At 71.2% G+C, this 23,847-nt stretch carries 20 protein-coding genes; 10 read left to right on the top strand and 10 right to left on the bottom strand.

The annotated features are described in order from the left end of the window. Positions 1–30: 30 nt before the first annotated feature. Positions 31–1,470, top strand: a complete 1,440-nt coding sequence (locus tag ACR2FV_RS15825; protein ID WP_434016663.1) for an NAD-dependent succinate-semialdehyde dehydrogenase — start codon at positions 31–33, stop codon at positions 1,468–1,470. A gap of 12 nt (positions 1,471–1,482) precedes the next feature. On the opposite strand, the gene ACR2FV_RS15820 is transcribed toward ACR2FV_RS15825, so the two are convergent. The 3 genes from ACR2FV_RS15820 to ACR2FV_RS15810 form a co-directional block, all read right to left on the bottom strand. Then, on the bottom strand, positions 1,483–2,199 hold the full coding sequence (locus ACR2FV_RS15820) for a GntR family transcriptional regulator (protein WP_434016661.1): 717 nt from the start codon (positions 2,197–2,199) through the stop codon (positions 1,483–1,485). A gap of 23 nt (positions 2,200–2,222) precedes the next feature. Next, positions 2,223–3,050: a maleate cis-trans isomerase family protein gene (locus ACR2FV_RS15815; protein ID WP_434016660.1), complete on the bottom strand. Its 828-nt coding sequence runs from the start codon at positions 3,048–3,050 to the stop codon at positions 2,223–2,225. A gap of 90 nt (positions 3,051–3,140) precedes the next feature. Next, positions 3,141–5,987, bottom strand: a complete 2,847-nt coding sequence (locus tag ACR2FV_RS15810; protein WP_434016662.1) for a BTAD domain-containing putative transcriptional regulator — start codon at positions 5,985–5,987, stop codon at positions 3,141–3,143. Positions 5,988–6,217: 230 nt separating this feature from the next. Between ACR2FV_RS15810 and ACR2FV_RS15805 the strand changes: the two genes are divergently transcribed. Both ACR2FV_RS15805 and ACR2FV_RS15800 read left to right on the top strand, forming a co-directional pair. Next, a complete protein-coding gene (locus ACR2FV_RS15805) occupies positions 6,218–7,357 on the top strand; it encodes a S1 family peptidase (RefSeq protein ID WP_434016659.1) in 1,140 nt (379 codons plus the stop codon). 251 nt (positions 7,358–7,608) lie between these two features. Further along, a complete protein-coding gene (locus ACR2FV_RS15800; protein WP_434016658.1) occupies positions 7,609–10,479 on the top strand; it encodes an FAD-binding and (Fe-S)-binding domain-containing protein in 2,871 nt (956 codons plus the stop codon). On the opposite strand, the gene ACR2FV_RS15795 is transcribed toward ACR2FV_RS15800, so the two are convergent. Further along, positions 10,472–10,801: a type II toxin-antitoxin system PemK/MazF family toxin gene (locus tag ACR2FV_RS15795; protein ID WP_434016657.1), complete on the bottom strand. Its 330-nt coding sequence runs from the start codon at positions 10,799–10,801 to the stop codon at positions 10,472–10,474. The two genes, ACR2FV_RS15800 and ACR2FV_RS15795, sit on opposite strands and share 8 nt — an antisense overlap. A 140-nt stretch (positions 10,802–10,941) precedes the next feature. On the opposite strand from ACR2FV_RS15795, the gene ACR2FV_RS15790 reads away from it, so the two are divergent. Next, complete coding sequence (locus ACR2FV_RS15790) at positions 10,942–11,187, top strand: hypothetical protein (RefSeq protein ID WP_434016656.1); 246 nt, start codon at positions 10,942–10,944, stop codon at positions 11,185–11,187. 60 nt (positions 11,188–11,247) lie between these two features. Continuing rightward, positions 11,248–11,415, top strand: a complete 168-nt coding sequence (locus ACR2FV_RS15785) for a hypothetical protein (protein ID WP_434016655.1) — start codon at positions 11,248–11,250, stop codon at positions 11,413–11,415. On the opposite strand, the gene ACR2FV_RS15780 is transcribed toward ACR2FV_RS15785, so the two are convergent. From ACR2FV_RS15780 to ACR2FV_RS15765, 4 genes are all read right to left on the bottom strand, one after another. Next, a complete protein-coding gene (locus tag ACR2FV_RS15780) occupies positions 11,408–12,613 on the bottom strand; it encodes a M20 family metallopeptidase (RefSeq protein WP_434016654.1) in 1,206 nt (401 codons plus the stop codon). The genes ACR2FV_RS15785 and ACR2FV_RS15780 overlap by 8 nt on opposite strands. Continuing rightward, a complete protein-coding gene (locus tag ACR2FV_RS15775) occupies positions 12,610–13,878 on the bottom strand; it encodes a PLP-dependent aminotransferase family protein (RefSeq protein ID WP_434016653.1) in 1,269 nt (422 codons plus the stop codon). The genes ACR2FV_RS15780 and ACR2FV_RS15775 overlap by 4 nt, the downstream gene beginning before the upstream one ends. 67 nt (positions 13,879–13,945) lie before the next feature. Continuing rightward, entirely contained in the window at positions 13,946–15,151 is a 1,206-nt protein-coding gene (locus tag ACR2FV_RS15770) for a M24 family metallopeptidase (RefSeq protein ID WP_434016652.1), read from the bottom strand. Then, on the bottom strand, positions 15,148–15,948 hold the full coding sequence (locus tag ACR2FV_RS15765; RefSeq protein ID WP_434016651.1) for a maleate cis-trans isomerase family protein: 801 nt from the start codon (positions 15,946–15,948) through the stop codon (positions 15,148–15,150). Before ACR2FV_RS15765 ends, ACR2FV_RS15770 begins: the two co-directional genes overlap by 4 nt. 64 nt (positions 15,949–16,012) lie before the next feature. Between ACR2FV_RS15765 and ACR2FV_RS15760 the strand changes: the two genes are divergently transcribed. Genes ACR2FV_RS15760 through ACR2FV_RS15745 form a run of 4 tightly spaced genes read left to right on the top strand, consistent with a single transcriptional unit; the run spans position 16,013 to position 19,911 of the window. Then, positions 16,013–16,996, top strand: coding sequence for a D-2-hydroxyacid dehydrogenase (locus tag ACR2FV_RS15760; protein ID WP_434016650.1), 984 nt, complete (start codon positions 16,013–16,015; stop codon positions 16,994–16,996). Continuing rightward, entirely contained in the window at positions 16,989–18,506 is a 1,518-nt protein-coding gene (locus ACR2FV_RS15755; protein ID WP_434016649.1) for an amidase, read from the top strand. The genes ACR2FV_RS15760 and ACR2FV_RS15755 overlap by 8 nt, the downstream gene beginning before the upstream one ends. Further along, positions 18,506–19,045: a DUF3830 family protein gene (locus tag ACR2FV_RS15750; protein ID WP_434016648.1), complete on the top strand. Its 540-nt coding sequence runs from the start codon at positions 18,506–18,508 to the stop codon at positions 19,043–19,045. Before ACR2FV_RS15755 ends, ACR2FV_RS15750 begins: the two co-directional genes overlap by 1 nt. Further along, entirely contained in the window at positions 19,042–19,911 is an 870-nt protein-coding gene (locus ACR2FV_RS15745; RefSeq protein WP_434016647.1) for an RDD family protein, read from the top strand. The genes ACR2FV_RS15750 and ACR2FV_RS15745 overlap by 4 nt, the downstream gene beginning before the upstream one ends. A gap of 29 nt (positions 19,912–19,940) precedes the next feature. Here the strand turns inward: ACR2FV_RS15745 and fahA are convergent, their stop codons facing one another. Both fahA and ACR2FV_RS15735 read right to left on the bottom strand, forming a co-directional pair. Next, complete coding sequence (gene fahA / locus ACR2FV_RS15740; RefSeq protein ID WP_434016646.1) at positions 19,941–21,200, bottom strand: fumarylacetoacetase; 1,260 nt, start codon at positions 21,198–21,200, stop codon at positions 19,941–19,943. A gap of 60 nt (positions 21,201–21,260) precedes the next feature. Next, positions 21,261–22,160, bottom strand: a complete 900-nt coding sequence (locus ACR2FV_RS15735; RefSeq protein ID WP_434016645.1) for a hypothetical protein — start codon at positions 22,158–22,160, stop codon at positions 21,261–21,263. Positions 22,161–22,231: 71 nt separating this feature from the next. Between ACR2FV_RS15735 and ACR2FV_RS15730 the strand changes: the two genes are divergently transcribed. Next, entirely contained in the window at positions 22,232–23,581 is a 1,350-nt protein-coding gene (locus tag ACR2FV_RS15730) for a homogentisate 1,2-dioxygenase (RefSeq protein WP_434016644.1), read from the top strand. Positions 23,582–23,847 lie beyond the last annotated feature (266 nt).

The following is a 23,847-nucleotide window of genomic DNA, read 5'->3' as shown; positions in this document are numbered from 1 at the left end:
GCTTCTGTCGACGCAGCCCAGCAGTCGCTGTTGGCGAAGACCCCGACCCAGCTGTTCATCGGCGGGACGTGGCGGGACGCCGCCGACGGCTCGACCTTCGACGTGCTGGACCCGTCAACCGGCGATGCGCTGCGCGCGGTCGCCAATGCCACCCCGGCGGACGGCCACGCGGCGTTGGCCGCAGCGGTCGCCGCCCAGGAATCCTTCGCAGCCACCAGCCCCCGCGCCCGGGCGGACATGCTGACCAGGGCCTTCGAGCTGTTGCACGAGCGGATCGATGCGCTGGCCCTGCTGATGACTCTCGAAATGGGCAAGCCGCTGGCCGAGGCGAAGGGCGAGATCACTTACGCCGCCGAGTTTCTGCGGCACTTCGCGGCGGAAGCGGTGCGGATCGACGGCAGCTATCAGGTCGCGCCGGCCGGCGGTGCCCGATTCCTGGTGACCAGACAGCCGGTAGGCCCGTGTCTGCTGATCACCCCGTGGAACTTCCCGATGGCGATGGGCACCCGCAAGCTCGGGCCCGCCCTGGCGGCCGGGTGCACCAGCGTGCTCAAGCCCGCCCAGCAGACGCCGCTGTCGATGCTGGCCCTTGCGCAGATCCTCAAGGAGGCCGGGGTGCCCGACGGTGTGGTCAACATCGTCCCGGCCATGGACGCCGGGGCCGTGATGGAGCCGCTGATCCGCTCGGGCGACGCCCGCAAGCTGTCCTTCACCGGCTCCACCAAGATCGGCAAGGTGCTGCTCGAGCAGTGCGCCGACAAGGTGCTGCGCACCTCGATGGAGCTCGGCGGCAACGCGCCGTTCGTGGTCTTCGACGACGCCGACATCGAGGAGGCGGTGGCCGGCTGCATGCAGGCCAAGATGCGCAACATGGGGGAGGCCTGCACTGCGGCCAACCGGATCTACGTGCACTCGTCGCTGATCGAGGACTTCGGGCAACGGCTCGCCGCGCAGATGGGCGCGCTCACGGTGGGCGACGGCACGCAGGAGGGCAGCAAGGTCGGGCCGTTGATCGACGACGCGGCGCAGGACAAGGTCGACTCCCTGGTCCGGGACGCGGTCGAGCGGGGTGCCGAGGTGCTCACGGGCGCGCAGCGACCGGAGGGCAAGGGCTACTTCTACCCCCCGACCGTGCTGACCGGGGTGAGCCCCGACGCGCAGATGACCAGCGAGGAGATCTTCGGCCCGGTCGCGGCGCTGACTCCGTTCGAGACCGAGGACGAGGCGGTCACCGCTGCCAACAACACGCCGTACGGGCTGGTCGCCTACGTCTTCACCAACGACCTTCGGCGCGCGATCCGGGTCGGCGAGCGGATCGAGGCCGGGATGGTGGGGCTCAACCAGGGCGTGGTCTCCAACCCCTACGCGCCGTTCGGCGGCATCAAGGAGTCCGGGCTCGGCCGTGAGGGCGGTTCGAGCGGGATCGAGGAGTTCCTGGAGACCAAGTACATCGGCATCGCGATGGGCTGAACTGGCGCAGACCTAGTGGCGCGACGCGGACTCCGGCGAGGTCTCGGGCAGCGGCGAGGTCTCGGGCAGCGGCGAGGTCTCGCTGAGCTCGACGAGGTCGGCCACCGCGTCGGCCATGTGCCGGGCCAGCAGCGAGTCGACCAGGTCGGCGTCTCCGGCGCGGAGCGCGTCCGCGATGCGGCGGTGCTCGGCCAGCCGGACCTCGTCGGTGCTGTGGGTGCTGCCCAGGGCCTGGATGCAGATACGCGCCTCGGTGACCTGGGTCGCGTGCACCCGGGCCAGCCGCGCGCTTCCGCTCCTCGCGACGAGCACCTCGTGGAAGCGGATGTCGGCGTCGGCGACCCCCCGGCTGTCCCCGGCTTCGGCGGCCTGGGCCATCTGCTCCAGCACCGGCTCCAGCGCGTCGGCGGTGCCGACCGGGTCGCGGGCCACCACCACGGCGGCGGCACCGCGTTCGATCGCCCCACGAGCCAGATACATGTCGCGGACGTCGTCGGCGGTCAGGTGCACCACGAAGAGCCCGCGGTTGCGGATCGAGACCAGCAGGCCCTCCTGAGTGAGCCGTTGCAGTCCCTCGCGCAGTGGTCCGCGGCTCACCCCGAGCTGACGGGCCAGCTCTGCCTCGAACAGCTGCGCGCCCGGGGCGAAGTCACCCTGTGCGATGGCCTCACGGACCCGGGCAGCGATCATCATCGGCGTCGACTGCTGCACCACGGGATCCAGTCGCATCGCCGCTCCGGGCGACCGAGAGCTCACCGGGCACCTCCGTCAGCCGTGTCGACGTGGGACACCGGCACCGGTCGGGCCTGCGCCGCCGCCGTGCTCGCGGCCAGGACGGGATCGGACTCGGCGCGGGCGAACAGCGAGCCCAGGTCGGGAGCGTGGCGGCGCTGCCCGAGCAGGCGCAGCCCCTCCCAGACCGTGACCTGGTTGGCGGTGAGCACCGGCATACCGGCGGCCTCCTCGAGCTCGGGGAGCAGCGCCAGGGTGTGCATCGCCGTGTCCGGGACGAGCAGCGCCTGCGCCCCGTCGCGGGGGCACTGCGCCACCAGCTGCGTCACCTGCTCGACGTCCAGCGTGCCGACCTGAGCCGCGGTGAGGATCTCGTGGCTGGCCAGGTCGGTAACGGTGACCCCGACCCGCTGCAGCAGCCGGGCGAAGTGCGTGGCGACCTCGCGCGGGTAGGACGCCGCGACCGCCACCCGCTCCAGCCCCAGCGAACCTGCCGCACGGGCGAAGGCCAACGAGGTCGACGAGGCCGGCAGACCGGTGTGCCGAGCCAGCGACGCGGCCTGAGCCAGCGCCCCGTCCCACCCGTAGACGAAGCTGCCCGACGTGCAGGCCCAGACGAGCGCATCGGGGGCGTGCCGGGCGACCAGCCGGTCGGCACCCTCGGTGAGCCGCGGCATACTGCCGAGGTCCAGCAGCGCGCCGACCTCGTGCGCGTCCTGCCCGACCGAGGTGATCGTCACCGGGACGCGAGTCTCCACGTCGGGGACCTGCTGATCCAGGATGCGTTCGGCGTGCGCGAAGTCGTCCTCGGCGCTGTGCCCCGGGTAGAGCAACCCGATGGTCGACATGGCAGCCTCCTGGTCTGGATTGTCGACAATACTAGGCTCAGGGAGCCCGCAGGGAGGGCCCGCAGCTCCTCCAGAGGTGTCGGGCCGAGTTCAGCGAGCCAGGGCGCGCCCTGAGTCCATCGCTCCCGAGATGGCTTCCTGCGGTCGCGAGTAGCCGAGGGCCTGGTAGACCCCGAAGGTATCGGCTCCCATCCGGTCGACGAGCTCGGCTCGCAGGTCGACCATCACCTGTGCCGTCCGTCCGGCGAACGTGAGGCCAACCTCGGCATACCAGGCGTCGGCGGCGCCGTACAACCGCGCGGCCAACGGGTCCTGATGCCGGATCGTCTCGCACCCTGCCAGGAGGAAGAGCGCGTCTGCGAACAGCGCCGGATCGGGGTGGCGGTCCTGACCCGTCCGGAGGGCCTCGACCAGGGTGGGGATCGCCTCGCTGAGGCGGCGGTCGCAGGCCAGCGTCTGGCCGCGACCCAGCAGCAGAAAGGGCGTCAGGGGTCCCAGATCCACTCGGCCGGCGATCTGGAAGGCCTCGTCCATGACGGCGCCCGCCTCGTCATACCGGCCCAGCTGGGCAAGGTTGTCCGCCGCACCGGCGAGGAGGCCTGCCAGGCGGTAGTCGTCACCGTCCCTGCGGCTGTCCCGGATGCCTGCCAGGTTGGCCTGCAGGGCGCGCTCGTTGTCGTGCATGTGCGCTGCGACGAAGCCGGCCAGGTCGCAGCTGAGGGCGATCAGCTCCGGATCGCCGGAGCGCTGAGCCAGCAGCTGTGCCTGCTCGCTCGCGGCGAGAGCCGAAGCATGGTCCTCGACCCGCACGTGCATCGCGGCCAGGGAGCACCAGCCGTTGACGATGACCCGGTCGGGGTCCAGGTCCAACTGCTGTGCTTCCTCGAGCGCTGCATGAAGGGTCGGTATGGCGTCCGGTTGGGTCAGGTAGCTGGCGAACGTCCCGTTGATGACCCTCAGGTGCGCTCGCAGATCAGCCGGGACCATCGATTGGGCCAGCTCGGTCAGCAGCTGCTGAGCCTGGCGGAACCGGCCGGTCATCAGCCAGTAGACCGGCAGCTGGATCGCCGACTGCGCGGCCCGGGTGACGTCGCCGTCGGCGCGAGTGGCCGCCATGGCGGTGGTGAGCGCGTCGTCGTCCTGCTGCAGCCGCAGCAGGCTGGCCTGAGCCGATCGGCCGATCAGATGCGGGGCGGTCTCCCGCACGAGGTCGTGGGTGGCCCGGACGAAGGCCTGCCGCAGACCGGGCCCCTCCGGGCTCTCCTGCGCGTGCCTGCGGACCGGCGCAGGGACCCTGACCCGACCGTCCGCGTCCATCGCACCGATGCCGCTGGTCGTGAGCTCGTCCAGCGCCTCCTCGAAACCGGTGGCGAGCTGATCGGTGACAGTCCTTTCCAAGAGGTCGGTGGTGATCCAGCCTTCGCACTGGGAGGCGGCGACGAGCACGACACGGGCCGGTTCGGACAGCAGGTCCACCGAGGCCCTCAGGACCTGTCGCACGCTGCGTTGCCGTTCCGGAACTTCGAGGAGATCCCCGCCGGTGCTCACGTCGGACTGATCGTGGAGTTGCCGCAGGAGCTGTTCCGGCGTGCGGATCCTTGTGCGAGCGGCCGCGAACTCCAGCGCCAACGGCATGCCTCCCAGCGCCTCGCACAGCTCGAGCACGGTGCCCCGGTCCTGGTCCGACCATGACCGACCGTGCCGTCCGGCACGGCGGACGAAGAGCTCCTCGGCGGAGCCCCCGGCCCCACCCTCCAAAGGCGGGAGGACGACCAGTCTCTCCTCGCGAAGATGCATGGCGACGCGGGTGGTGACCAGCACCTGCGGTGCATCCTGCTGCCGCACGATGGCCGCGACCGCGCTGGGCATGTCAGCGATCTGCTCGATGTTGTCGAGGATCAACAGTCCCCCCTGGGCAGCCGACCACGAGTCCTGGGTGGCGTCGAGGCCCGCCGCGTGGCGTCCCTTGAGCACGGCGGTGTCGGCCCTCGACTCCATCTCCAGCGGGCAGAACCAGACCGGCCTGCCCCGGCGCCTGCACTCGTGAGCCACCGCGATCGCCACCGCTGACTTGCCGATGCCACCCATACCGGTTACCGAGACCACCCTGGCTCCGGACTCGATCTGGTTCAGGATGTCCTGCACCACCGCTTCGCGGCCGACGAAGATCTCGGGTGGCCGCGGCAGGGCGGCGGGCGCAGCCACCTGCTCCTTCGCCACGACAGACGGGGGGACCTCCTGCTTCAGGATCTGGCTTTCCAGCTCGGCGAGCGCAGGGTTGGGATCGATGCCCAGGTCCTGGCTCAGCCTCCGGCGGGCCCGCCGGCACGTCTGCAGCGCATCCTGCTGATGACCGGCCCAGTACTGGTTGCGCGCCACCGCACCCCACGCAGCCTCGTCGTAGGGGTCGTCCGCCAACAAGGACCTGCTGACCTCGATCGCCTCCTGGGGGCGGCCCTCCCGGGAGAGCGCGACCGCCAGGTCGTGCGAAGCGGCAGTGCGTGTCGCGCGAAGCACGTCGCGACCCCGGCGAGCGAACGGCAGATCGGCCAACCCCGCATACGGCTCCCCCTGCCACAAGGACAGCGCCTTGCCGAGCACCGCGGCGGCGCGCTGGGAGTCGCCCAGCCGGAGGGCAGCCCTGCCCTCCGCGACACCGGCCTCGAAGGTGACGACGTCGACGCTCAGACTCGATCCCCGGAGCTCGTAGCCGTCGCCGACGTGCCTCACCTCGATGCCCGACGGACCGAGGGCCTTGCGCAGGCCCGTGACGTAGACCTGGACGGCATTCCGGGCGGAGGCGGGTGGATCGTCCCCCCACAAGTCGTCGATCATCTGGGTCACGGTGCGATGAGGTGGGACGGCGCTCGCAAGGATGGCCAGGACAGCGCGTTGCCGGCGCTCGCGCAGCGGCACCTCCGCTCCGGAGGTCCTCATGCTCACGGGACCGAGAAGGTCGACCTCCATCACCGTCTCAGTATGTGGCAGGTTCGAGGACCGGGACCAGCATGCGGCGCGCTGGTCGGCGGCGCCAGGTGGGGGAGCGGCTGTGCCGAGCCCGGACGGCCAACCGCTGGTTAAGCGAGCCTTAAGCGCTCGGCGGCAGATTGCGAGGTGCCTTGATCCGCGCACCAGGCGCGGGGGCGTGAGGACACCAGGAGATCACCATGCGACTCATCACCAGGATCACGGCTCTTCCGCTCATCGGTCTCGTCGCCGGGCTCGGCAGCGTCACTGTGGCGCTGCCGGCGCAGGCGGTCGAGGAGGTGGACGAATCCATCCTGTGGGTGGACGTCGAGTTCTCGGCGACCGTCGAGGTGCCCTGGGAGGAGGGCGGCTCGGACACCTACGAGGTGGAGGTCGAGAAGTACTGCACCGGCTTCTTCGTCAGTGCAGAGGGAGAGATCGTGACTGCCGGCCACTGTGTCGAAGTCGACTCACAGGTCAGGCTTGCGGCTATCAACCTCACCCTGGACCAGCTGGCCGCCGAGGGCTCCGACGTCACGGGCCTGGAGGCGGCCGACCTGGAGTGGGAGACCAGCTTCTCGCGACCGCGAGCTCGGGTCGGCCAGCCCACCGGCGTGGCGGACGGGATCCTCAGCGGACAGGACATGCTGATTGCCCAGATCGTGGACTGGCAGTCGTTCGAGGATGGCGACAACGCGCTGCTGCGGGTCGCCGACCTGAAGCAGACGCCCGGCTTGCCCGTCAGCACCGATACCCCTTCGATGGGGCAGGAGGTCACGGCCATCGGATTCCCGGGTAGCGTCTCCGACGTCTCTGACGTGTCGCGACAGGCCCCCTCCTACAAGAGCGGGACGGTCAGCTCGAGGCAGTACACCGACCGAGGCGTGCCCAACACCGAGATCGACGCAGCCGTGTCGGGAGGCATGTCCGGCGGCCCGACCCTCGATGAGCAGGGTGGCGTGATCGGCGTCAACTCCTTCGGCATCGGAGGCGAGACCCAGCCGTTCAACTTCGTGACCGACACCGAGACCCTCCGGGACTTCTTGAGCCGCAACGGCGTCCAGCCGGCCGAACCCCTGGCGGCCGACCACGCCGACGGCGAGACGGCGGCCACCGCGACAGACGACACGGGTGAGGCGACCGCGACGGGTGACACGGGTAACGAAACCGCGGCTCCCGCCGCGTCGGTGTCGGCCGAGGACGTCGATCTCGCGGTCCAGCCGGTGGGGGACTCGGGCTCGGGTCCGTGGATGTGGGTGGCGATCGCCGCACTTGCCGCGTTCGTGGCTGCGGGTCTGGCCCTGGCCCTCTTGCTGATGCGTCCGGCGGCCAAGAGTTGAGCACGTGTCCCCCGGCCCGGCGGCCAGCAGGACGACGAGAGGATCGACCTCCCGCACTGCTGGTCGACCGGGCCTGCGCCGCGCTGCGCCCCGGCCCGGGTGGGCCCGCTTCGCGTGGCTCCCGAGGTCACCGGCGGCAGGCCCTGCTCGAGGTGACGTGGAGTCCGCGTAGGTTGGGGGTTCGCCGGGACGAAGGAGCACTGATGCGCAAAGGCCATCCCGAGGGCCCCGCTCTACCCGAGCGAGGTTCGGTGAGGTATGACGTGGCGGCCACGGTCGCCCGGCTGCGTGCCGACGTGCGAGGGCGGGTCGCCACCGACGCCGGGGCCAAGGCGCTGTATGCCGTGGACGCCAGCAACTACCGCGTGGTCCCCGACGCCGTGGTCACCCCGCTGGACCAGGACGACCTGGTCGCGACCCTGGCGGCCGCGCGGGAGACCAGCGCACCGACCGTGCTGCGCTCTGGTGGCACCACGATGGCCGGCAACGCGATCGGCGGGGTGGTCATCGACGTCTCCCGGCACCTCAACAGGATTCTCGACCTCGACCCGGTGGCCCGGACTGCCACCGTGCAGCCCGGCGTCGTGCTCACCGACCTGATGGCCGCCGCCCGTCCGCACGGGCTGACATTCGCCGCCGACCCGTCCTCGGCCAGCCGGGCCACGCTGGGCGGGATGATCGCCAACAACGCCTGCGGTGCACACTCGGTCGCCTGGGGCACCACGTCCGACAACCTGCTGGGCCTCGACGTGGTCACCGGGTCCGGGCAGCGGTTGTCGCTGACCTCGCCCGGTGCACCGCGCACCCTGGCGGAGATCGAGACCCTACCCGGCCCTGAGGGCGAGCTGACCCGCCGGCTCGGCGCTCTCGGCCAGCAGCACCGCCGGCTGATCGAGCGCAGGTTCGGCACGTTCTCCCGGCAGATCTCCGGCTATGCGCTGCAGCACCTGCTGCCCGAGCACGGCGTCGACGTGGCCCGGCTGTTGGCCGGCAGCGAGGGGTCACTCGGGACGACCCTGCAGGCCACCGTGCGGTTGGTCGAGCTGCCGGCGGCCAAGGTGCTGCTCGCTCTGGGGTTCCGCGACTCCGGGGCGGCGGCGGACTGCGTGCCGGTCGTGCTGCCGTACGGTCCGCTGACCATGGAGTCGATCAACGCGACGCTGGTCGACCGGTTGCCCACCGACGTGCGCCGGGCCGCGACCTCGGCCGGTCTGCCCGACGGGGTCGTGTGGCTGTTGGTGGAGGTGCCGGGGGACTCGATCGAGCAGGCAGGGACAGCTGCCGAGCGGATCGCCGAGGAGGTGCGTGACGTCATACCCGGGTCGACGGCCTCGGTCGTCACCGACCCGGCCGCGCAGCAGGTGCTGTGGCGCTGCCGCAGGGACGGCACCGGGCTGGCCACCCGCCGGGCCGACGGGGCGGAGGCGTGGTGCGGGTGGGAGGACGCCGCCGTGCCGCCGCAACGGTTGGGCGACTACCTTCGCGGGTTGGCGGAGGTGATGGGCCGCTACGGCTACTCCGGCGCGTCCTACGGGCACTTCGGCGAGGGGTGCATGCACATGCGGATCGACTTCGACTTCCTCACGCCGGCGGGGCGTGCGGCGTACCGGTCCTTCGTCGAGGAGGCCACCGACCTGGTGGTGGGGCTCGGCGGGTCGGTCTCGGGCGAGCACGGCGACGGGCGTGCCCGGGGGGAGCTGGTGACCCGGATGTACGGTGCGGAGACGATGGGTGTCTTTGCCCAGGTCAAGCAGATGTTCGACCCCGACGGCGTACTCAATCCCGGGGTGATCGTGGACCCCAGACCGGTCGACGCGGACCTGCGGCTGGCCGGGTCGGCGAGCCGGCGGCACGTCGCGACCCTGTTCTCCTATCCGGACGACGCCGGCGACTTCGCCCAAGCGCAGCGCCGGTGCGTCGGTGTGAGCAGCTGCCGGCAGACCTCCGGCGGGGTGATGTGCCCCAGCTATCAGGTCACCCGTGAGGAGCAGCACTCCACCCGCGGGCGGGCGCACCTGCTGTTCGAGATGCTCGAGGGCGACGTGATCACCGACGGGTGGCGCTCCACCGAGGTCCGCGACGCGCTCGACCTGTGCCTGTCCTGCAAGGGGTGTCTCAGCGACTGCCCGGTCAACGTGGACATGGCGACCTACAAGGCCGAGTTCACCCACCACCACTACCAGGGGCGGCCCTGGGCCCGGCCCCGGTCGCACTGGTCGATGGGGTGGCTGCCGCTGTGGGCGCGGGTGGCCGCACGGGCCCCAGGGGTGGTCAACGCGGTGACTTCCTCGCCGGCCGCTGGGCTGTTGCGCCGGCTCGGGGGGATCGCCCCGGACCGTGACATCCCCGCCTTCGCGCGGCGCTCGTTCCTGGACTGGTATGCCGATCACGAGCCGGCCGGAACGGGCGAGCGGGGGCCGGTGCTGCTGTGGCCGGACACGTTCGGCACCTACCTGTCCCCCGAGGTGCCGATCGCGGCGGTGCGGGTGCTGGAGGCGGCCGGGTTCGCGGTGCACCTGCCGACTGGTCCGGTCTGTTGCGGGCTGACCTGGGTCTCCACCGGCCAGCTCGGCGTGGCCAAGGAGGTGCTGCGTCGGTCGCTGCGCACGATCGCTCCGGCGCTGGAGGCGGGTGCGCCAATCGTGGGGCTGGAGCCGAGCTGCACCGCGATGCTGAGGCACGACGCGGCGCAGCTGTTGGGCGATGACCCGCTGGCGGCGCGGGTGGCGGCGCAGACAGTGACGCTCGCCGAGCTGCTGCGTGACCGGGCGCCGGACTGGACTCCACCGCAGGTCGGCGGGCAGGCCCTGGTGCAGGTGCACTGCCACCAGCACGCAGTGATGGGCTTCAGTGCCGACCGCGACCTGATGGCCGCAGCCGGTGTCGGGGTCACGATCCCAGACTCCGGGTGTTGCGGCCTGGCCGGCAACTTCGGCTTCGAGGCCGGGCACGAGGACGTGTCGCGCGCCGTGGGGGAGCGGGTGCTGTTGCCGGCTGTCCGCGAGGTCGACCCGTCCACCGAGGTCGTGGCCGACGGCTTCAGCTGCCGCACCCAGATCGCCGGCGAGACCCCTCGCCGGGCCCGGCACCTTGCCGAGCTGCTGGCTCGCGGCCTCAGGTAGAGCCAACGATCCTCAACACGACGCAGCGGCGGTCCACCGGGACGTCGGTCGTGCTCAGCTGCTCCACCATGACGCGAGTGCTCAGGCCGTCGATCTCGATCTCGCGGCGGAACGATGCGGCGCGTCGGCCGGTCGAGGTGGGAGCGACGATCCAGGTGGACAGGGGAAGATCATCGGACTGCACGACCACGGCATAGCGCGCCCCCGTTTGCGCGGGACCGCGGACCGCCTTCGCTGACTTCAGACGGTAGATGTCACCACGCACGAACTTCGTCCATCTCGGCAGCCAGAGCCGCGGACGCGGCGAGATCGTCTGGATCATCACGGAGGCTTTCGGCCTCGGCTCGCATGTGAGCACGGCGTCGCGTCCGCTCGGCTTCCAGGATCGCCGAGCAATGCAGCCTACGGTCGGCCTCATGGTGGAAGGATTGAAGTTGCGAGACGGCAGAGGAGGACAGTGCGATGGGCGACTACCAGATCAGAGCGTTGACGAGCCGGACCTGGGACGCGTTCGCCGACCTGTGCGTCAGGAACAACGGCGGGGGGACGGGCGGCTGCTGGTGCTGCTGGTTCCACAACTCGACCATGGCGGACAAGCGCGAGTGCGGGGGCGATGACTGGCGCGGCTACAAGGAGCGGTTGGTGCGCGAGGGAAGGGCGCATGCCGCGTTGGTGTTCGACGGCGAGACCGCGGTGGGCTGGTGTTAGTACGGCACTCCGGAGGAGCTGCCGGGCATCTTCCACCGCAAGGAGGTCGAGTCAGCCGGTGTGCCGTTGCCGGACTACCGGTTGACCTGCTTCTTCGTCGACCGGCGGTGCCGACGCAAGGGTGTGGCCACAGCCGCCCTCGACGGCGCGCTGGCGCTGATCGCGGCCGATGGGGGCGGGCTCGTGGAGACCTACCCTCGAGAGACCAGCGAAGTGGCAGTCAGATGAGCAGCAGACGAAGGGCCGCCAGGGCGTAGGTGCGCGCGGCGGTGACCAGGTCGTCGACGCCGACCGACTCGTCGGGACGGTGGGCCTGCTCGTTCACCGATCCCGGCCCGAGCACCACCACCGGCATGCTCCACTGGGTTGCCACGAAGCCGCCGTCACACGCAGCCGTCCAGCCTCCCAACGGCAGTCCCGGGCCACCGGCTGCCCGCGCGGCGCCATCGATGGCCGAGACCAGCGCATGCTCGGCCGGGGTCTCGAAGCCCGGCATGTCCATCGGTGAGTCAACGGTGTAGGAGAGCCCACGCTCGCCCAGCCTCAGCCGGTCCAGGCGGCCGCGCGCCGCGGCCAGGACGTCTTCGATCCGCTCCCCGGGCAGCAGCCGGCGGTCGACCCCGAGCCGACACTCGGCGGGCACGACCGAGCCGCCGGTGCCCCCGTGGACCGTGCCGACGTTGAACGTCGGCGGACCCACCAGCGGATGCGCCTGAGCGGCCAGCTCGGCATGCCAGCGCTCCAGCTCCGCCACGATGGCCGCGGCACCGGAAATCGCGTTGCGCCCGTCGTCGGGTCGACCCGCGTGGGTGGCGACCCCGGTGACGGTGATGTCGAGATAGCAGGCGCCGCGGGCGGCGATGATCGTCTGCAGGTCGGTCGGCTCGGCCACGACGCAGCCCAGCAGCTCCGGGCGCTGCGGGCGGGCGATCCACTCGCGCACCCCGATGCCGTTCTGCTCCTCGTCAGCAAGAGCGGCCAACAGCACCGGGCCGATGAGCTGCACCCCCGAAGTACGCAGCGCACGCATCGCCACCAGTGCCGCAGCGAGGCCGCCCAGCATGTCGGCGCTGCCGCGCCCGTAGAGCCATCCGTCGCGCACCTCGCCGCCGAACGGATCGACACTCCAGCCGTCGCCGACCGGGACCACGTCGGTGTGTCCGAGCACCAGCAGACCGGGGCCGTCGCCGCCCGGCAGGATCACCTCGACGTTGGGCCGTCCCGGCTCGACGTCCCAGGCGTGGACGTCGAGCCCTGCGCTCTGCGCCCACTCGGTCAGCACGTCCGCGGTGGCCTGCTCCTGCCCCGGCGGGTTCTCACCCGGTGCCTGCACCAGCCGCTGGGTCGCTTGGACGACCTCGTCGAGGTCGATCAGGTCGAGCACCTGCTGCTCGAGAGTCGAGAGCGGGACGGGACGCTCCGTCATACCGCTGCGCCGGCCAGCTCGTCGACCGCCCGGCGCAACCGGGCCACGCCCTCGTGGATCCGCGCCGGCGGGGTGGTCGCGAAGCAGACTCGCAGGGCGTCCGGGAAGCGCCGGCTCGGCGAGAACGCGTTGCCCGGGATGTAGGCGACGCCGTGGGCGAGGGCGACCTCGAAAAGTGCCTCGGTATCGATGGCAGCGTCGATCTCCGTGTTGTTCTCAGGGCTGTCGAAGGTGATCCACAGGAAGAAGCCGCCGTCGGGGTCAGTCCACCGCGCCATGCCGCCGAAGTGCTCGGTCAGCGCCTCCTGCATGGCCTCCTTGCGCTCCCGGTATGCCGTGCGCGTGCGGGCCAGGTGCTCAGCCAGGTAGCCGCCGCGCAGGAAGCCCTCGACCAACCGCTGTGCGGGCAGGTTGGTGCAGGTGTCCATCGCCTGCTTGGCGCTGATCAGCAACGGCTGCAGCGACGGGTCGGTGTCGACCCAGCCCACCCGCAGGCCAGGGGCGATGATCTTGCTGAAGGTGCGCACCGAGAAGACCAGCGGGTCGCCGGCGGCGAGCTCGTGCAGGGAGGGTACCGGGTCGCCGGCGAAGCGCAGCATGCCGTAGGGGTCGTCGTCGATGACCACCGCGCCCCACTCCCGGGCCAGGGCGAGCAGCCGGTGCCGCCGGTCCAGGCTCAGCGAGGCGCCCGAGGGGTTCTGGAAGGTCGGGACGGTGTAGATCACGGTCGGGGTCTTGCCGGTGCGCTCGGCCTGCCCGCGCAGGTCCTCGACGTCCATGCCGTGCTCGTCGACCGGGATCTCCAGCAGGTCGGCCTGGTAGGACAGCGCCGTCGCGCTGCCGTTGGTGTAGGTCGGGGACTCCACCGCGACCACGTCTCCGGGGTCGACGAAGAGCTTGCAGGCCAGGTCCAGCCCCTGCATGCCCCCGGAGGTGATGGTGACCCGGTCGAGCGCGGTGGCGTCGGTGGTGTCGGCGAGCATGTCGACCAGTGCCTCGCGCAGCGGGAGGTCGCCCTCGGTGGCGGCGTAGTCGAAGGCGTCCGCCCGGTCGACTCCCAAGGCGGTGCGGGCCACCTCGGCCAGGGCCGCGGTGGGGATGGCGTCGGCGGCGGGGGAGCCCATCGCGAAGCGCACGATGTCGTGGGTCTGCTTGGCCAGCAGCGAGGTGCTGGAGTCGATCACCGAGCCGACCAGCCCGGAGGTGCGGTCGGCCAGCGGCAGCCCGGCCGTGCCGGTGGCGGGGGCAGTGGTGGTCGTGCTCATGGTGACTCCTTCGTCGTGCGGTCGTCGTGCGGTCGTCGTGCGTTGTCTCTGGTATGCGGTCGTCTCGTCAGGGCTTCACGGTCAGTTCGGGCGGCAGGTCGGTCAGCAGCTCGGCGTGGTCGGCCTGGACGAGGACGGACTGCGACACCTCATACCCCCAGCCCTCCATCCACATCCCGAGGATCACGTGGAAGGCCATCCCGGCCCGCAGCACGGTCTGCTCCTCGCTGCGCAGGCTCACCGTGTGCTCACCCCAGTCGGGGGGATAGCCGATGCCGATCGAGTAGCCGATCCGTGACTCCTTGGTCAGCCCGTGCCGCCCGATGGTCGTCGTGAAGGCACGGTGCACCTCGGCTCCGGTGACCTCGTCGCGGATCACGTCGAGGGCTGCGACCAGCCCCTCGGCCGTGGCTCCGGCGCAGTGTGCCAGCCGGGCCGGCGGATGCCCCAGGCTGACGGTGCGGGCCAGCGGCGCGTGGTAGCGGTGGTAGACCCCGGCGAGCTCGATCGTCGTCGCCTCACCGGCCCGCAACGGCAGGTCCGACCAGGTCAGGTGAGGGGTGCCCGCGGTCTCGCCGGTGGGCAGCATCGGCACGATCGCGGGGTAGTCGCCGCCCAGCGTGCGCGCCCCGAGGGTCTGGGCGTGCTGCACCTCGGCCACCACGTCGCACTGCCGCCGGCCGACCTCGATGCCGTCGATGGCGATCTGCATCACCTTGTTGGCGATGTCGCCGGCCACCCGCAGCTGCTCCTGCTCGGCGGGCGACTTGATGACGCGCACCCAGTTGACCAGCTCGTGGCTGTCCACGATCGTCGCACTCGGCAGCGCGGACCACAGTGCCAGGAAGCCGCGCGCGGTGAAGTAGTGCGCGTCGAGCTCCGCCGCGACCACCGCCTCGGGGTGGTCACGCAGCAGGCCGAGGTCGAGCGCCCGCTCAGCGATCCAGTCATAGGGGTGCACGTCGGGGCGGTGCACCAGGGTCTCCGGATACCCGTGCACCTGCTGCGCCGGCAGGTATGCGGTGTGCTGGGCCCCCTGGGCGTCCATCGCCCGGGCAAACAGGTGGGGCGGCCCGGTCGCGGGCACGATCAGGCACTGTGGCATGTAGAACGACCAGGCGTTGTAGCCGGTCAGGTAGTACAGGTTGGCCGGGTCCGACACGAGCAGGACCGCGAGGCTGCGCTGCGCCATGACCTCCTGCACGCGCGCGAGCCGAGCGGCGTACTCGCGGCCCTCGTGCTGCGACTTCTCGCCACTGACTTCGGCGGTCATCCGGATGCCCCGACGTCCCGGCATGCACGGGTGGGTCCCGCGACGTCGACCAGGGACTGGCCGTCGCCGACCAGTCGCAGCCCCACTGCCGCCAACGCCGACCACAAGGTGACCTGGTTGGCGCTGAGCACGGGGATGCCGTGCTCAGCCTCCATCGGGGCCAGCAGGTCGTAGGTCGGCACGTTGGTGCAGGAGATGAACACCGCGTCGGCGTCCGCGTGTGCGCAGCGACCGACCAGCGCGGTGACCTCGGCCGGGGGGAGTCTCCAGACGTGCTCGGTCAGGCCCAGGTGGGAGCAGGAGACGACCTCGACGCCCGCCGCGGCCAGGAAGGTGCACAGCCGCGTGGTGACCGCTGCGTCGTAGGGCGTGGCCACGGCCAGCCGGCGCACGCCGAGCCCGGCGAGTGCCTGCAGCAAGGCGCCACTGGTGGTGACGGCCCGGGGCACGCCGGCCGACTCGATCGTCTGCCGTAAGCGAGCCTCGCCGTCGAGGCCGTGCACGAAGGAGCCCGACGTGCAGGCGTAGGCGACCACGTCGGGGCAGGTCACGCTCAGGCTGCGGGCACACGCGGTGAGCATCGGACCCCCGCTGACCGCCTCGGCCTGGTCGACCGAGACCGGCAGGTCGTGGTGCGGGGTCCGGGTCAGCAGCAGGTTGACCGAGTCCGGGACCCAGCGCCACAGCTCACGGTCCAGGGCGAAGTCGTAGGGCGCGATCACCCCCACGCCGAGCGCGGCTGCGGTGGGGCCACCTTGCGCGCAGTCGCGTGCCCCCGTGCCGACATGCTGCTCCATGACGCCATCCTGACGGGTGGAGAGGATTGTTGACAATCCGACACCTCGATCCTACGTTGGCGCCGTGGCCACCCTCCCTGTGATCGTCGTGCTGGGCGAGCACGCCGACGACCGGCCGTCACACCTGGAGGCGCTCGAGGGTCGGGTGGAGCTGCGGGTCACCGGCACCGCGGGCCTCGCCGAGGCGATGCACGGAGCGCAGGGTCTGCTGCTGTGGGACTTCTTCTCCAGCGCCCTGCGCGACGTGTGGGACCAGTGCGATGCGTTGCGATGGGTGCACGTCGCCGCAGCGGGGGTCGACCGGCTGGTCTTCCCCGAGCTGGCCGCCTCCCATGTGGTCGTGACCAACGCGCACGGCGTCTTCGACCGCCCGATCGCGGAGTACGTGTTGGGCGCCGTCCTTGCCCACGCCAAGCAGACGCACCCCAGCGCTGACCTGCAGCGACGGCATACCTGGGAGCACCGGGAGACCCGCAGCACAACTGGCGCCCGGGCCCTGGTGGTCGGCACGGGGGGCATCGGGCGCGAGATCGCGCGACTGCTGGGCGCCGTCGGTATGCAGGTCACGGGGGCCGGGCGGACGGCCCGCACCCGCGACCCCGACTTCGGGGAGGTGGTTGCCAGCGCCGACCTCGCCCGGCATGCCGGCGACGTCGACTACCTGGTCAACGCCGCCCCGCTGACCCCGGCCACCCGGGGGCTGATCGACGCCGCCGTGTTGGCCGCGCTGCCGGCGCACGCACACCTGGTCAACATCGGGCGTGGTGAGTCCGTGGTGACCGACGACCTCGTGGCGGCCCTGCGGGACAGGCAGCTGGACGGCGCCACCCTGGACGTCGTGGACCCCGAGCCGCTGCCGCTCGGCCATCCGCTGTGGGACCTGCCCGGTGTGGTGATCACGCCGCACATGAGCGGCGACGTGGTCGGCTGGCGCGCAGCCCTGGCCGACCAGTTCGTCGACAACGCGCAGCGTTGGCTCACCGGCGAGCCGTTGCGGGGAGTGGTCGACACGAGGCTCGGCTACGTCCCGGGAGCCGGTCGTGGTTGAGGGCTCCGAGCTTGCCGGGACATCGGTGCGGTGGCTCACCGCCACGCAGCTGCACAAGGGGTATGCGGCGGGCACGCTGGACCCCGTGGAGGTCTGCGAGCAGGTGCTCGCCGCGATCGAAGAGCTCGACGACCAGCTCAACGCGTTCGTCAGCGTGCACCGCGACGAGGCGCTGGCCGCCGCGACGGGCTCCCGACGACGCTTTGAGCAGGGCCGAGCGCTGGGCCCGGCGGACGGGATACCGACCTGCATCAAGGACATCCTGCTGACCCGCGGGCACCCGACCTTGCGCGGCAGCACCCTGGTCGAGGCCGCGGGCCCGTGGACCGAGGACGCCCCGGCCGTGGCCCGGCTCCGCGAGGGCGGCGCCGTGCTCCTCGGGCGCACCACCACGCCGGAGTTCGCCTGGAAGGGCACGACCGACTCGATCCGGCACGGGGTGACGACCAACCCGTGGGACCCGGGCCGCACGGCCGGGGGCTCCAGCGGAGGCTCGGCGTCAGCGGTTGCGGCAGGGATGAGCACGTGGTCGGTCGGCACGGACGGCGGCGGTTCGGTGCGGATCCCCGCGGCGTTCACCGGCACGGTGGCGCTCAAGCCGACCTACGGCCGGATCCCGCTGTGGCCGGCCAGCCCCTACGGCACCCTGTCCCACGCCGGCCCGATGACCCGCTCGGTGCGCGACGCGGCGACGCTGCTGGATCTCATCGGGGTGCCCGACGACCGGGACTGGTCACACCTACCGACGGCCGGTATGCCGTCCCTGGCCGGTCTGGACGACGGCGTCGCCGGACTGCGCGTGGCCTTCTCGCTGTCGCTGGGTTGGGATGGTGTCGACGAGGGTGTGTCCGCGGTCGTGACGCAGGCGGTGCAGGTGCTCGCCGACGCCGGTGCGGTCGTGGAACAGGTCGACCCGCCGCTGGGCGAGCGGGCCGTGCTCGAGCATGCGTTCCATGTGCTGTGGTTCACCGGGGCCGCCAAGGTGCTACGCGGCTACGGCGAGGACGTGCTGGACCGGGTCGACCCTGGCCTGGCCCGGCAGGTGCGCCGGTATGCCGACTGCTCGGCCCAGGACTACCTGGATGCCGTGTCGGTGCGGATGGAGCTGGGCCGGGCGATGGGGGCGTTCCACCGCGACCACGACGTGCTGGTGTGTCCGACCATGCCGGTCGCCGCGTTCTCCACCGATCGGCAGTCGCCTCCCGGCTGGTCCAGCGACCTGTGGACCTCGTGGGCCGCGCTGACCTATCCGTTCAACATGACCCAGCAGCCGGCGCTGAGTGTGCCGTGCGGGCTGGTTGCCGACGGCGGGCACGCGGGACTGCCCGTGGGCCTGCAGGTGGTGGGCGCACGACATACCGACGCGTTGGTCCTGCGGGTCGGGCAGGCCTACGAGCAGGCGACCCGTTGGCACACCCTCCGGCCACCAAGGTCAACCGGCGCGTCCACCGGCATGTCCACCGGCGCATCCAGCGCGACGCCGACCCCCTCGACCACGGGAGACCCCTGATGAGCACCTCGATCCGGATCACCCTGGTGCAGCGCGGCGTGAGCGCGGTGGCGCAGCTGCTGGAGGCGGAGGCGCCCCGAACGTGCGCTGCGGTGCTCGCTGCCCTGCCGCTGGAGGCGCAGGTCTATCACGGCAAGTACGCCCGCAACGAGATCTACGGGCTCTTCCCCGGGCTTCCCGACCCGGACCCTGGACGGGAGAACACCACCATCACCCCGATCCCCGGCGACCTGTGCTGGTTCACCTTCTCCGGCAACGACCTCGGCAACCCCGCCTACGGCTACGAGGGCGAGCAGGAGCACCGCGCTCAGGGCGCGATCGTCGACCTCGCGATGTTCTACGGCCGCAACAACCTGTTGGTCAACGGCGACCAGGGTTGGGTGCCCGGCAACGTGTTCGGGACAGTGGTCGAGGGTCTGGCGCAGATGGCCGCCGCCTGCCAGGACCTGTGGCTGGGTGGGGTCCGAGGGGAGACGCTGCGCTTCGAGCGCGTCAGCTGGACCGGGTTGTCCCCGTCACATGACACAGTGGAGTCATGAGTCAACCAGCAGGGTGGTACGACGACCCCGAGGACGCCGAGGTGTTGCGCTACTGGGACGGAGTCCAGTGGACCACGCACACCAGTCCACGGCGCCTGCCAGGGTTGAGGCAGACCGGCACCGCGCAGGGCCAGGGCCAGGGGTCCTCGGCCCACGGCCAGGGTTACGGCAGCTCCTCGCAGGGCGGGCAGCAGTCCGGCGGTGGTCAGCAGTACGGTTCAGGTCAGCAGTATGGAGGGCCGCAGCACGGCGGTGGACAGTCGCAGGACCCCTACGGCGGCGGTTGGGGCCAGTCCGCTCCGGAGTACTACGGCGGGCAGGCCCGGGCGACGACGCCGGACGGCCAGCCACTCTCCGGTTGGTGGCGCCGGTTCTTCGCCCGCATCATCGACGGCATCCTGGTGGGTGTCCTCACTGCGCTGCTCATCCCGATCTTCACCCCGGATCTCATTGGCGGCTTCAGCGATTTCGTGGATGAGATGTTCACCGCGGCCCAGGCGGGACAAGCGATGACGACCACGTTGCCGGCCGGCATCAACTCCCAGCTCGTCACGATCGGACTGGTCTCGGCCGTGCTGGCGCTGGTCTACGAGATCGTCATGCTCAAGGTGGCCTCGGGCACCCTCGGCAAGCTGGCCCTGGGGATAAGGGTGCGGCTGCGCGACGAGCCCGGCCCCCTCGGCTGGAGCACCAGCGCCATCCGCGGCCTGGTCTGGGAGGGTCCGGGACTGCTCGGCAACCTGCCCTTTATCGGGTTGCTGGCCGGTCTGTTCTCCCTGCTCAACGGGCTGTGGCCGTTGTGGGACTCCAAGAAGCAGTCCCTCAACGACAAGATCGCCAAGACCAACGTGGTCCGCAAGTCATAGCGGTTCCCGCAGGTCCTGACAGTAGGCGGTCAGTGGGCGGGCGCGATCCGTCCGCTGACCTCGCCGAGCCCGATGACCGACCCTGCCGGACCGGGCGCCGTGGCGCTGATGGTGACCTCGTCGCCGTCCTGCAGGAAGGTCCGGGTGCTGCCGTCGTCGAGCGTGAGCGGCTCGGTGCCGTTCCAGGTCAGCTCCAGCAGCGAGCCCCGGGTGTCCCGGTCGGGACCCGAGGTCGTGCCGGAGGCGAACAGATCGCCGTCGCGCAGAGCGGCGCCGCCCACGGTGAGGTGGGCCAGCATCTGTGCCGGCGACCAGTACATCGTGGCGTAGGGCGGCCGCGAGAGGAGGGAGCCGTTGACCCGGACCTCCATCGTGATGTCGAGGCCGTATGACGACTCCGCCGGCCCGCGCAGGTAGTCCAGCGGGGTGGGATCCTGGTCCGGCAGCGGCACCCGCGCCTGAGCCAGCGCCTCCAGCGGCGTCACCCAGGCAGCCAAGCTGGAGGCGAACGACTTGCCCAGGAACGGGCCGAGCGGGACGTACTCCCAAGCCTGGATGTCGCGGGCCGACCAGTCGTTGAAGAGCGCGACACCGAAGACGTGCTCCATCGCCTGCGCCACCGGCACCGGGGCGCCGACGTCGGTCGCGCCGCCCACAACGAAGCCGAGCTCGGCCTCGATGTCCAGCTTGACGCTCGGGCCGAAGATCGGCGCGGGGTCGGCGGGGCCCTTGCGCTGGCCGACGGGCCGCACGATGTCGGTGCCTGAAACCACGACCGTCGAGCTGCGTCCGTGGTAGCCGATGGGCAGGTGCTTCCAGTTGGGGGTCAGCGCGTCGCCGTCGGGCCGGAACATGGACCCGACGTTGGTGGCGTGGTGCTCGCTGGCGTAGAAGTCGACGTAGTCGGCCACGCTGATCGGAAGGTGCATCCTCACCTGGTCACAGGGGTGCAGGTGGGCCTCGGTGAGGTGGTGCGCCTCCCGGCGCGGAGTCGTGCCGTCGTCAGCGGGGCGGCCCGCGTCGGTGAGCAGCTGCTGCAGCCACACCCGAGCGGTCGCCCAGACCGCGGGGCCTTGGGCCAGGAACGCGTTGAGCGTGGGCTGCTGCACGGCGATGGCCCAGTCGACGCCGGCCTCCCGGGTCACCGCGCCCAGGTCGAGCACCGAGTCGCCGAAGCGGACGCCGATCCGGTGCCGGTCCGGGCGGTCCGGAGTGCTGAACACCCCGTAGGGCAGGTGGTGGATTCCGAACGGGTGGTCGGCGGGCAGATCGAGCCGGGCGGACGTCATACGAGCTGCTCCTGGAGTTCATCGGGGGGCAAGGATCGGCACATCGGACGGGCAGGACGGTCAGCGGTCGGGAGGGTCCGGCGCGGCCAGCAGGCCAAGGTCGGCGAGCTCGGTGAGCGGGTCCAGCACCCCGCAGCAGCCGTATGACGTGAAGGCGGATCGCAGATCATGCTGCTGAGCAGGGGTGAGGTCGCTCAGCTGACCAGCCAGAGGTGCGCTGTCGGTGCGCTCGAGGAGCCGGGCGATCTCGTTGACCGACGCACCGGTGTGGGCAGCGTGGGTGGCCAGCAGCACGTTGACCACGCCGTGCTCACGCACAGCGGCCGGTTCCGCGGAGGTGGAGGAGGTGTTCCAGGTGCTGGTGGTGGTGGCGATCGCGTGGTGCACGCCGCCGGTGAGCTTGAACGGCAGGTCGTGCTGTCGGCAGGCCGCGATGAAGCCGGCCAGGTCCAGCGCGCTCGGCACGGGCGTCTCAGCGGTCTGCTGCGTACGCAGCTTGGCGATGACTGCGTGCCCGTCGCCCCGTGCCGACGCGACCTCGTCGAGGGCACGGTCGCGTTCGTCGGGCACCCGGGACACCTCGACTGCCAGCGGCAGATTGTGCTGCAGCCCCGACTCCCAGCCGTGGCCATGCGCGATCTCCAGGCCGGTCAGGGTCACGTCGGGAATGGCAGCCAGCGCGGTGATCGCCGGCACCACATCGCGAGCCGGGGTTTCGGCGCGGGCGATCAGGACGACCTGCACCGGCGCACCGGGCACCCCGACGGCCGCGACCCGGGCCAACTCAGCCGCGTGCGCAGGTGCGACGAGCAACGGCCCGACACACTCGGCATACGCTCCGTCGAGCAGCGCGCGATGGTCCAACCATGCCCGGTCGACCGGGCTCAGGCCGGGCGGGAAGACCGCTGCGTCCTCGACCAGCCGGGCGCACCACGGCGGCACGGGGAGCGTCGTTGACATGCCGGGCACGCTACTGGAAGGTGAGGCAAGATCGTCGGGACGGGGATCGAGACGCCGAGGAGGTCCGACTTGTGGCTTACTACCGCGCCCAGGGCAGCATCCCGCCCAAGCGGCACACCCAGCACCGTGCGCCGGACGGTGGCCTCTACTACGAGGAGCTGATGGGGGAGGAGGGCTTCTCCTCCGACTCCTCGTTGCTCTACCACCGCAACATCCCGTCGGCGATCGCCGAGTCCCGGGCGTGGGACGTCGGGGACATGGCGACCCGGCCCAACCACCCGCCCACTCCGCGACACCTCAAGCTGCACGACCTCTTCGCCGACGCCACCGAGCGCGGGGGGGTGGACGTCGTGACCGGCCGGCGACTCGTGCTGGGCAACGGCGATGTGCGCTTGCTCTATGTCGTGGCCGACACCCCGAGCCCGTTCTACCGCAACGGCATCGGCGACGAGTGCGTGTATGTGGAGCGAGGCGGGGCGCGGGTCGAGACGGTGTTCGGGGTCTTCGAGGTGACTCAGGGTGACTATCTGGTGATCCCGCGGGCCACCACGCACCGGTGGATTCCCGCGGTCGAGGGGGACGACGGCTACACCGAGCCGCTGCGGGCCTACTGCATCGAGGCGACCAGCCATATCGGGCCGCCGAAGCGCTACCTGTCGAAGTTCGGCCAACTGCTGGAGCACGCGCCCTACTGCGAGCGCGACCTGGTCGGCCCGCACGGCCCACTGCTCGCCGAGGACATCGGTGCCGCCGCCGGCGAGCACACGGAGGTCTACCTCAAGCACCGGGGGACGGGGGAGGGCTCGTCCGGAGGGTTGGTCGGCACCGTCCACACGCTGCCCTTCCATCCGCTCGACGTCGTCGGCTGGGACGGCTGTCTCTATCCCTTCGTGTTCAACCTCTCCGACTTCGAGCCGATTACCGGACGGGTGCACCAACCGCCGCCGGTCCACCAGGTCTTTGAGGGCTCGGGCTTCGTGGTGTGCAACTTCGTGCCGCGCAAGGTCGACTACCACCCGCTGTCGATCCCGGTGCCGTACTACCACTCCAACGTCGACTCCGATGAGATCATGTTCTACGTCGACGGTGACTACGAAGCCCGTAAGGGCTCGGGGATCGGCAAGGGCTCGATCTCAGTGCACCCGGGCGGGCACCCGCACGGTCCGCAACCCGGAGCGACGGAGGCCTCGATCGGCGTTGAGTACTTCGATGAGCTGGCCGTGATGGTCGACACTTTCCGGCCCTTGGAGCTCGGCGAGGCGGGGAGGGCAGTGGACGACGGGCAGTATGCGGCGTCCTGGCACCGCGGCTTGCATGCCCGGTCTGAGGGGGACCCCGCTGATCGCAGTCGCGACTCGCGCCGCGGCGGCGATGATGAAGGCGACGAGCCTGGAAGCAGCGAGGTCTTCACCACCAGCTGATGCTGCCCCGGGGCGCTCCCGCCCTCGGGCGCTCCTGCCCTCGGGCGCTCTTGACCCCCCGTGCTGCCGGACCGCATCGGGGAGTCGCCGCCGAGTGCGAATCGCCGCCTGTGGACGTGCCTGTGCGCCCGGCCCGTGTGGGGGTCGGGCGGGGGCGGGGTGGTCATAGGTGCCAGGTGACGCCGGTGGCATCGACGGTCGCTCTCAGGTCTTTGGTGTGCACGATGGTGTGGTGTCGCCCGCAGAGCAGGGCGAGGTTGAGGATG

It is taken from the genome of Ornithinimicrobium sp. (assembly GCF_051004135.1).
Classification (GTDB): Bacteria; Actinomycetota; Actinomycetes; order Actinomycetales; family Dermatophilaceae; genus Ornithinicoccus.
The sequence above is the reverse complement of the archived record's forward strand: the minus strand, read 5'-3'. Positions and strand labels throughout refer to the sequence as shown.

Coding starts and splice junctions, on each gene's coding strand:
- ACR2FV_RS15820 (WP_434016661.1), bottom strand. CDS start 2,199: ATGCGACTGGATCCCGTGGTGCAGCAGTCGACGCCGATGATGATCGCT.
- ACR2FV_RS15815 (WP_434016660.1), bottom strand. CDS start 3,050: ATGTCGACCATCGGGTTGCTCTACCCGGGGCACAGCGCCGAGGACGAC.
- ACR2FV_RS15810 (WP_434016662.1), bottom strand. CDS start 5,987: ATGAGGACCTCCGGAGCGGAGGTGCCGCTGCGCGAGCGCCGGCAACGC.
- ACR2FV_RS15805 (WP_434016659.1), top strand. CDS start 6,218: ATGCGACTCATCACCAGGATCACGGCTCTTCCGCTCATCGGTCTCGTC.
- ACR2FV_RS15795 (WP_434016657.1), bottom strand. CDS start 10,801: ATGATCCAGACGATCTCGCCGCGTCCGCGGCTCTGGCTGCCGAGATGG.
- ACR2FV_RS15790 (WP_434016656.1), top strand. CDS start 10,942: ATGGGCGACTACCAGATCAGAGCGTTGACGAGCCGGACCTGGGACGCG.
- ACR2FV_RS15780 (WP_434016654.1), bottom strand. CDS start 12,613: ATGACGGAGCGTCCCGTCCCGCTCTCGACTCTCGAGCAGCAGGTGCTC.
- ACR2FV_RS15775 (WP_434016653.1), bottom strand. CDS start 13,878: ATGAGCACGACCACCACTGCCCCCGCCACCGGCACGGCCGGGCTGCCG.
- ACR2FV_RS15770 (WP_434016652.1), bottom strand. CDS start 15,151: ATGACCGCCGAAGTCAGTGGCGAGAAGTCGCAGCACGAGGGCCGCGAG.
- ACR2FV_RS15765 (WP_434016651.1), bottom strand. CDS start 15,948: ATGGAGCAGCATGTCGGCACGGGGGCACGCGACTGCGCGCAAGGTGGC.
- ACR2FV_RS15750 (WP_434016648.1), top strand. CDS start 18,506: ATGAGCACCTCGATCCGGATCACCCTGGTGCAGCGCGGCGTGAGCGCG.
- ACR2FV_RS15745 (WP_434016647.1), top strand. CDS start 19,042: ATGAGTCAACCAGCAGGGTGGTACGACGACCCCGAGGACGCCGAGGTG.
- fahA (WP_434016646.1), bottom strand. CDS start 21,200: ATGACGTCCGCCCGGCTCGATCTGCCCGCCGACCACCCGTTCGGAATC.
- ACR2FV_RS15735 (WP_434016645.1), bottom strand. CDS start 22,160: ATGTCAACGACGCTCCCCGTGCCGCCGTGGTGCGCCCGGCTGGTCGAG.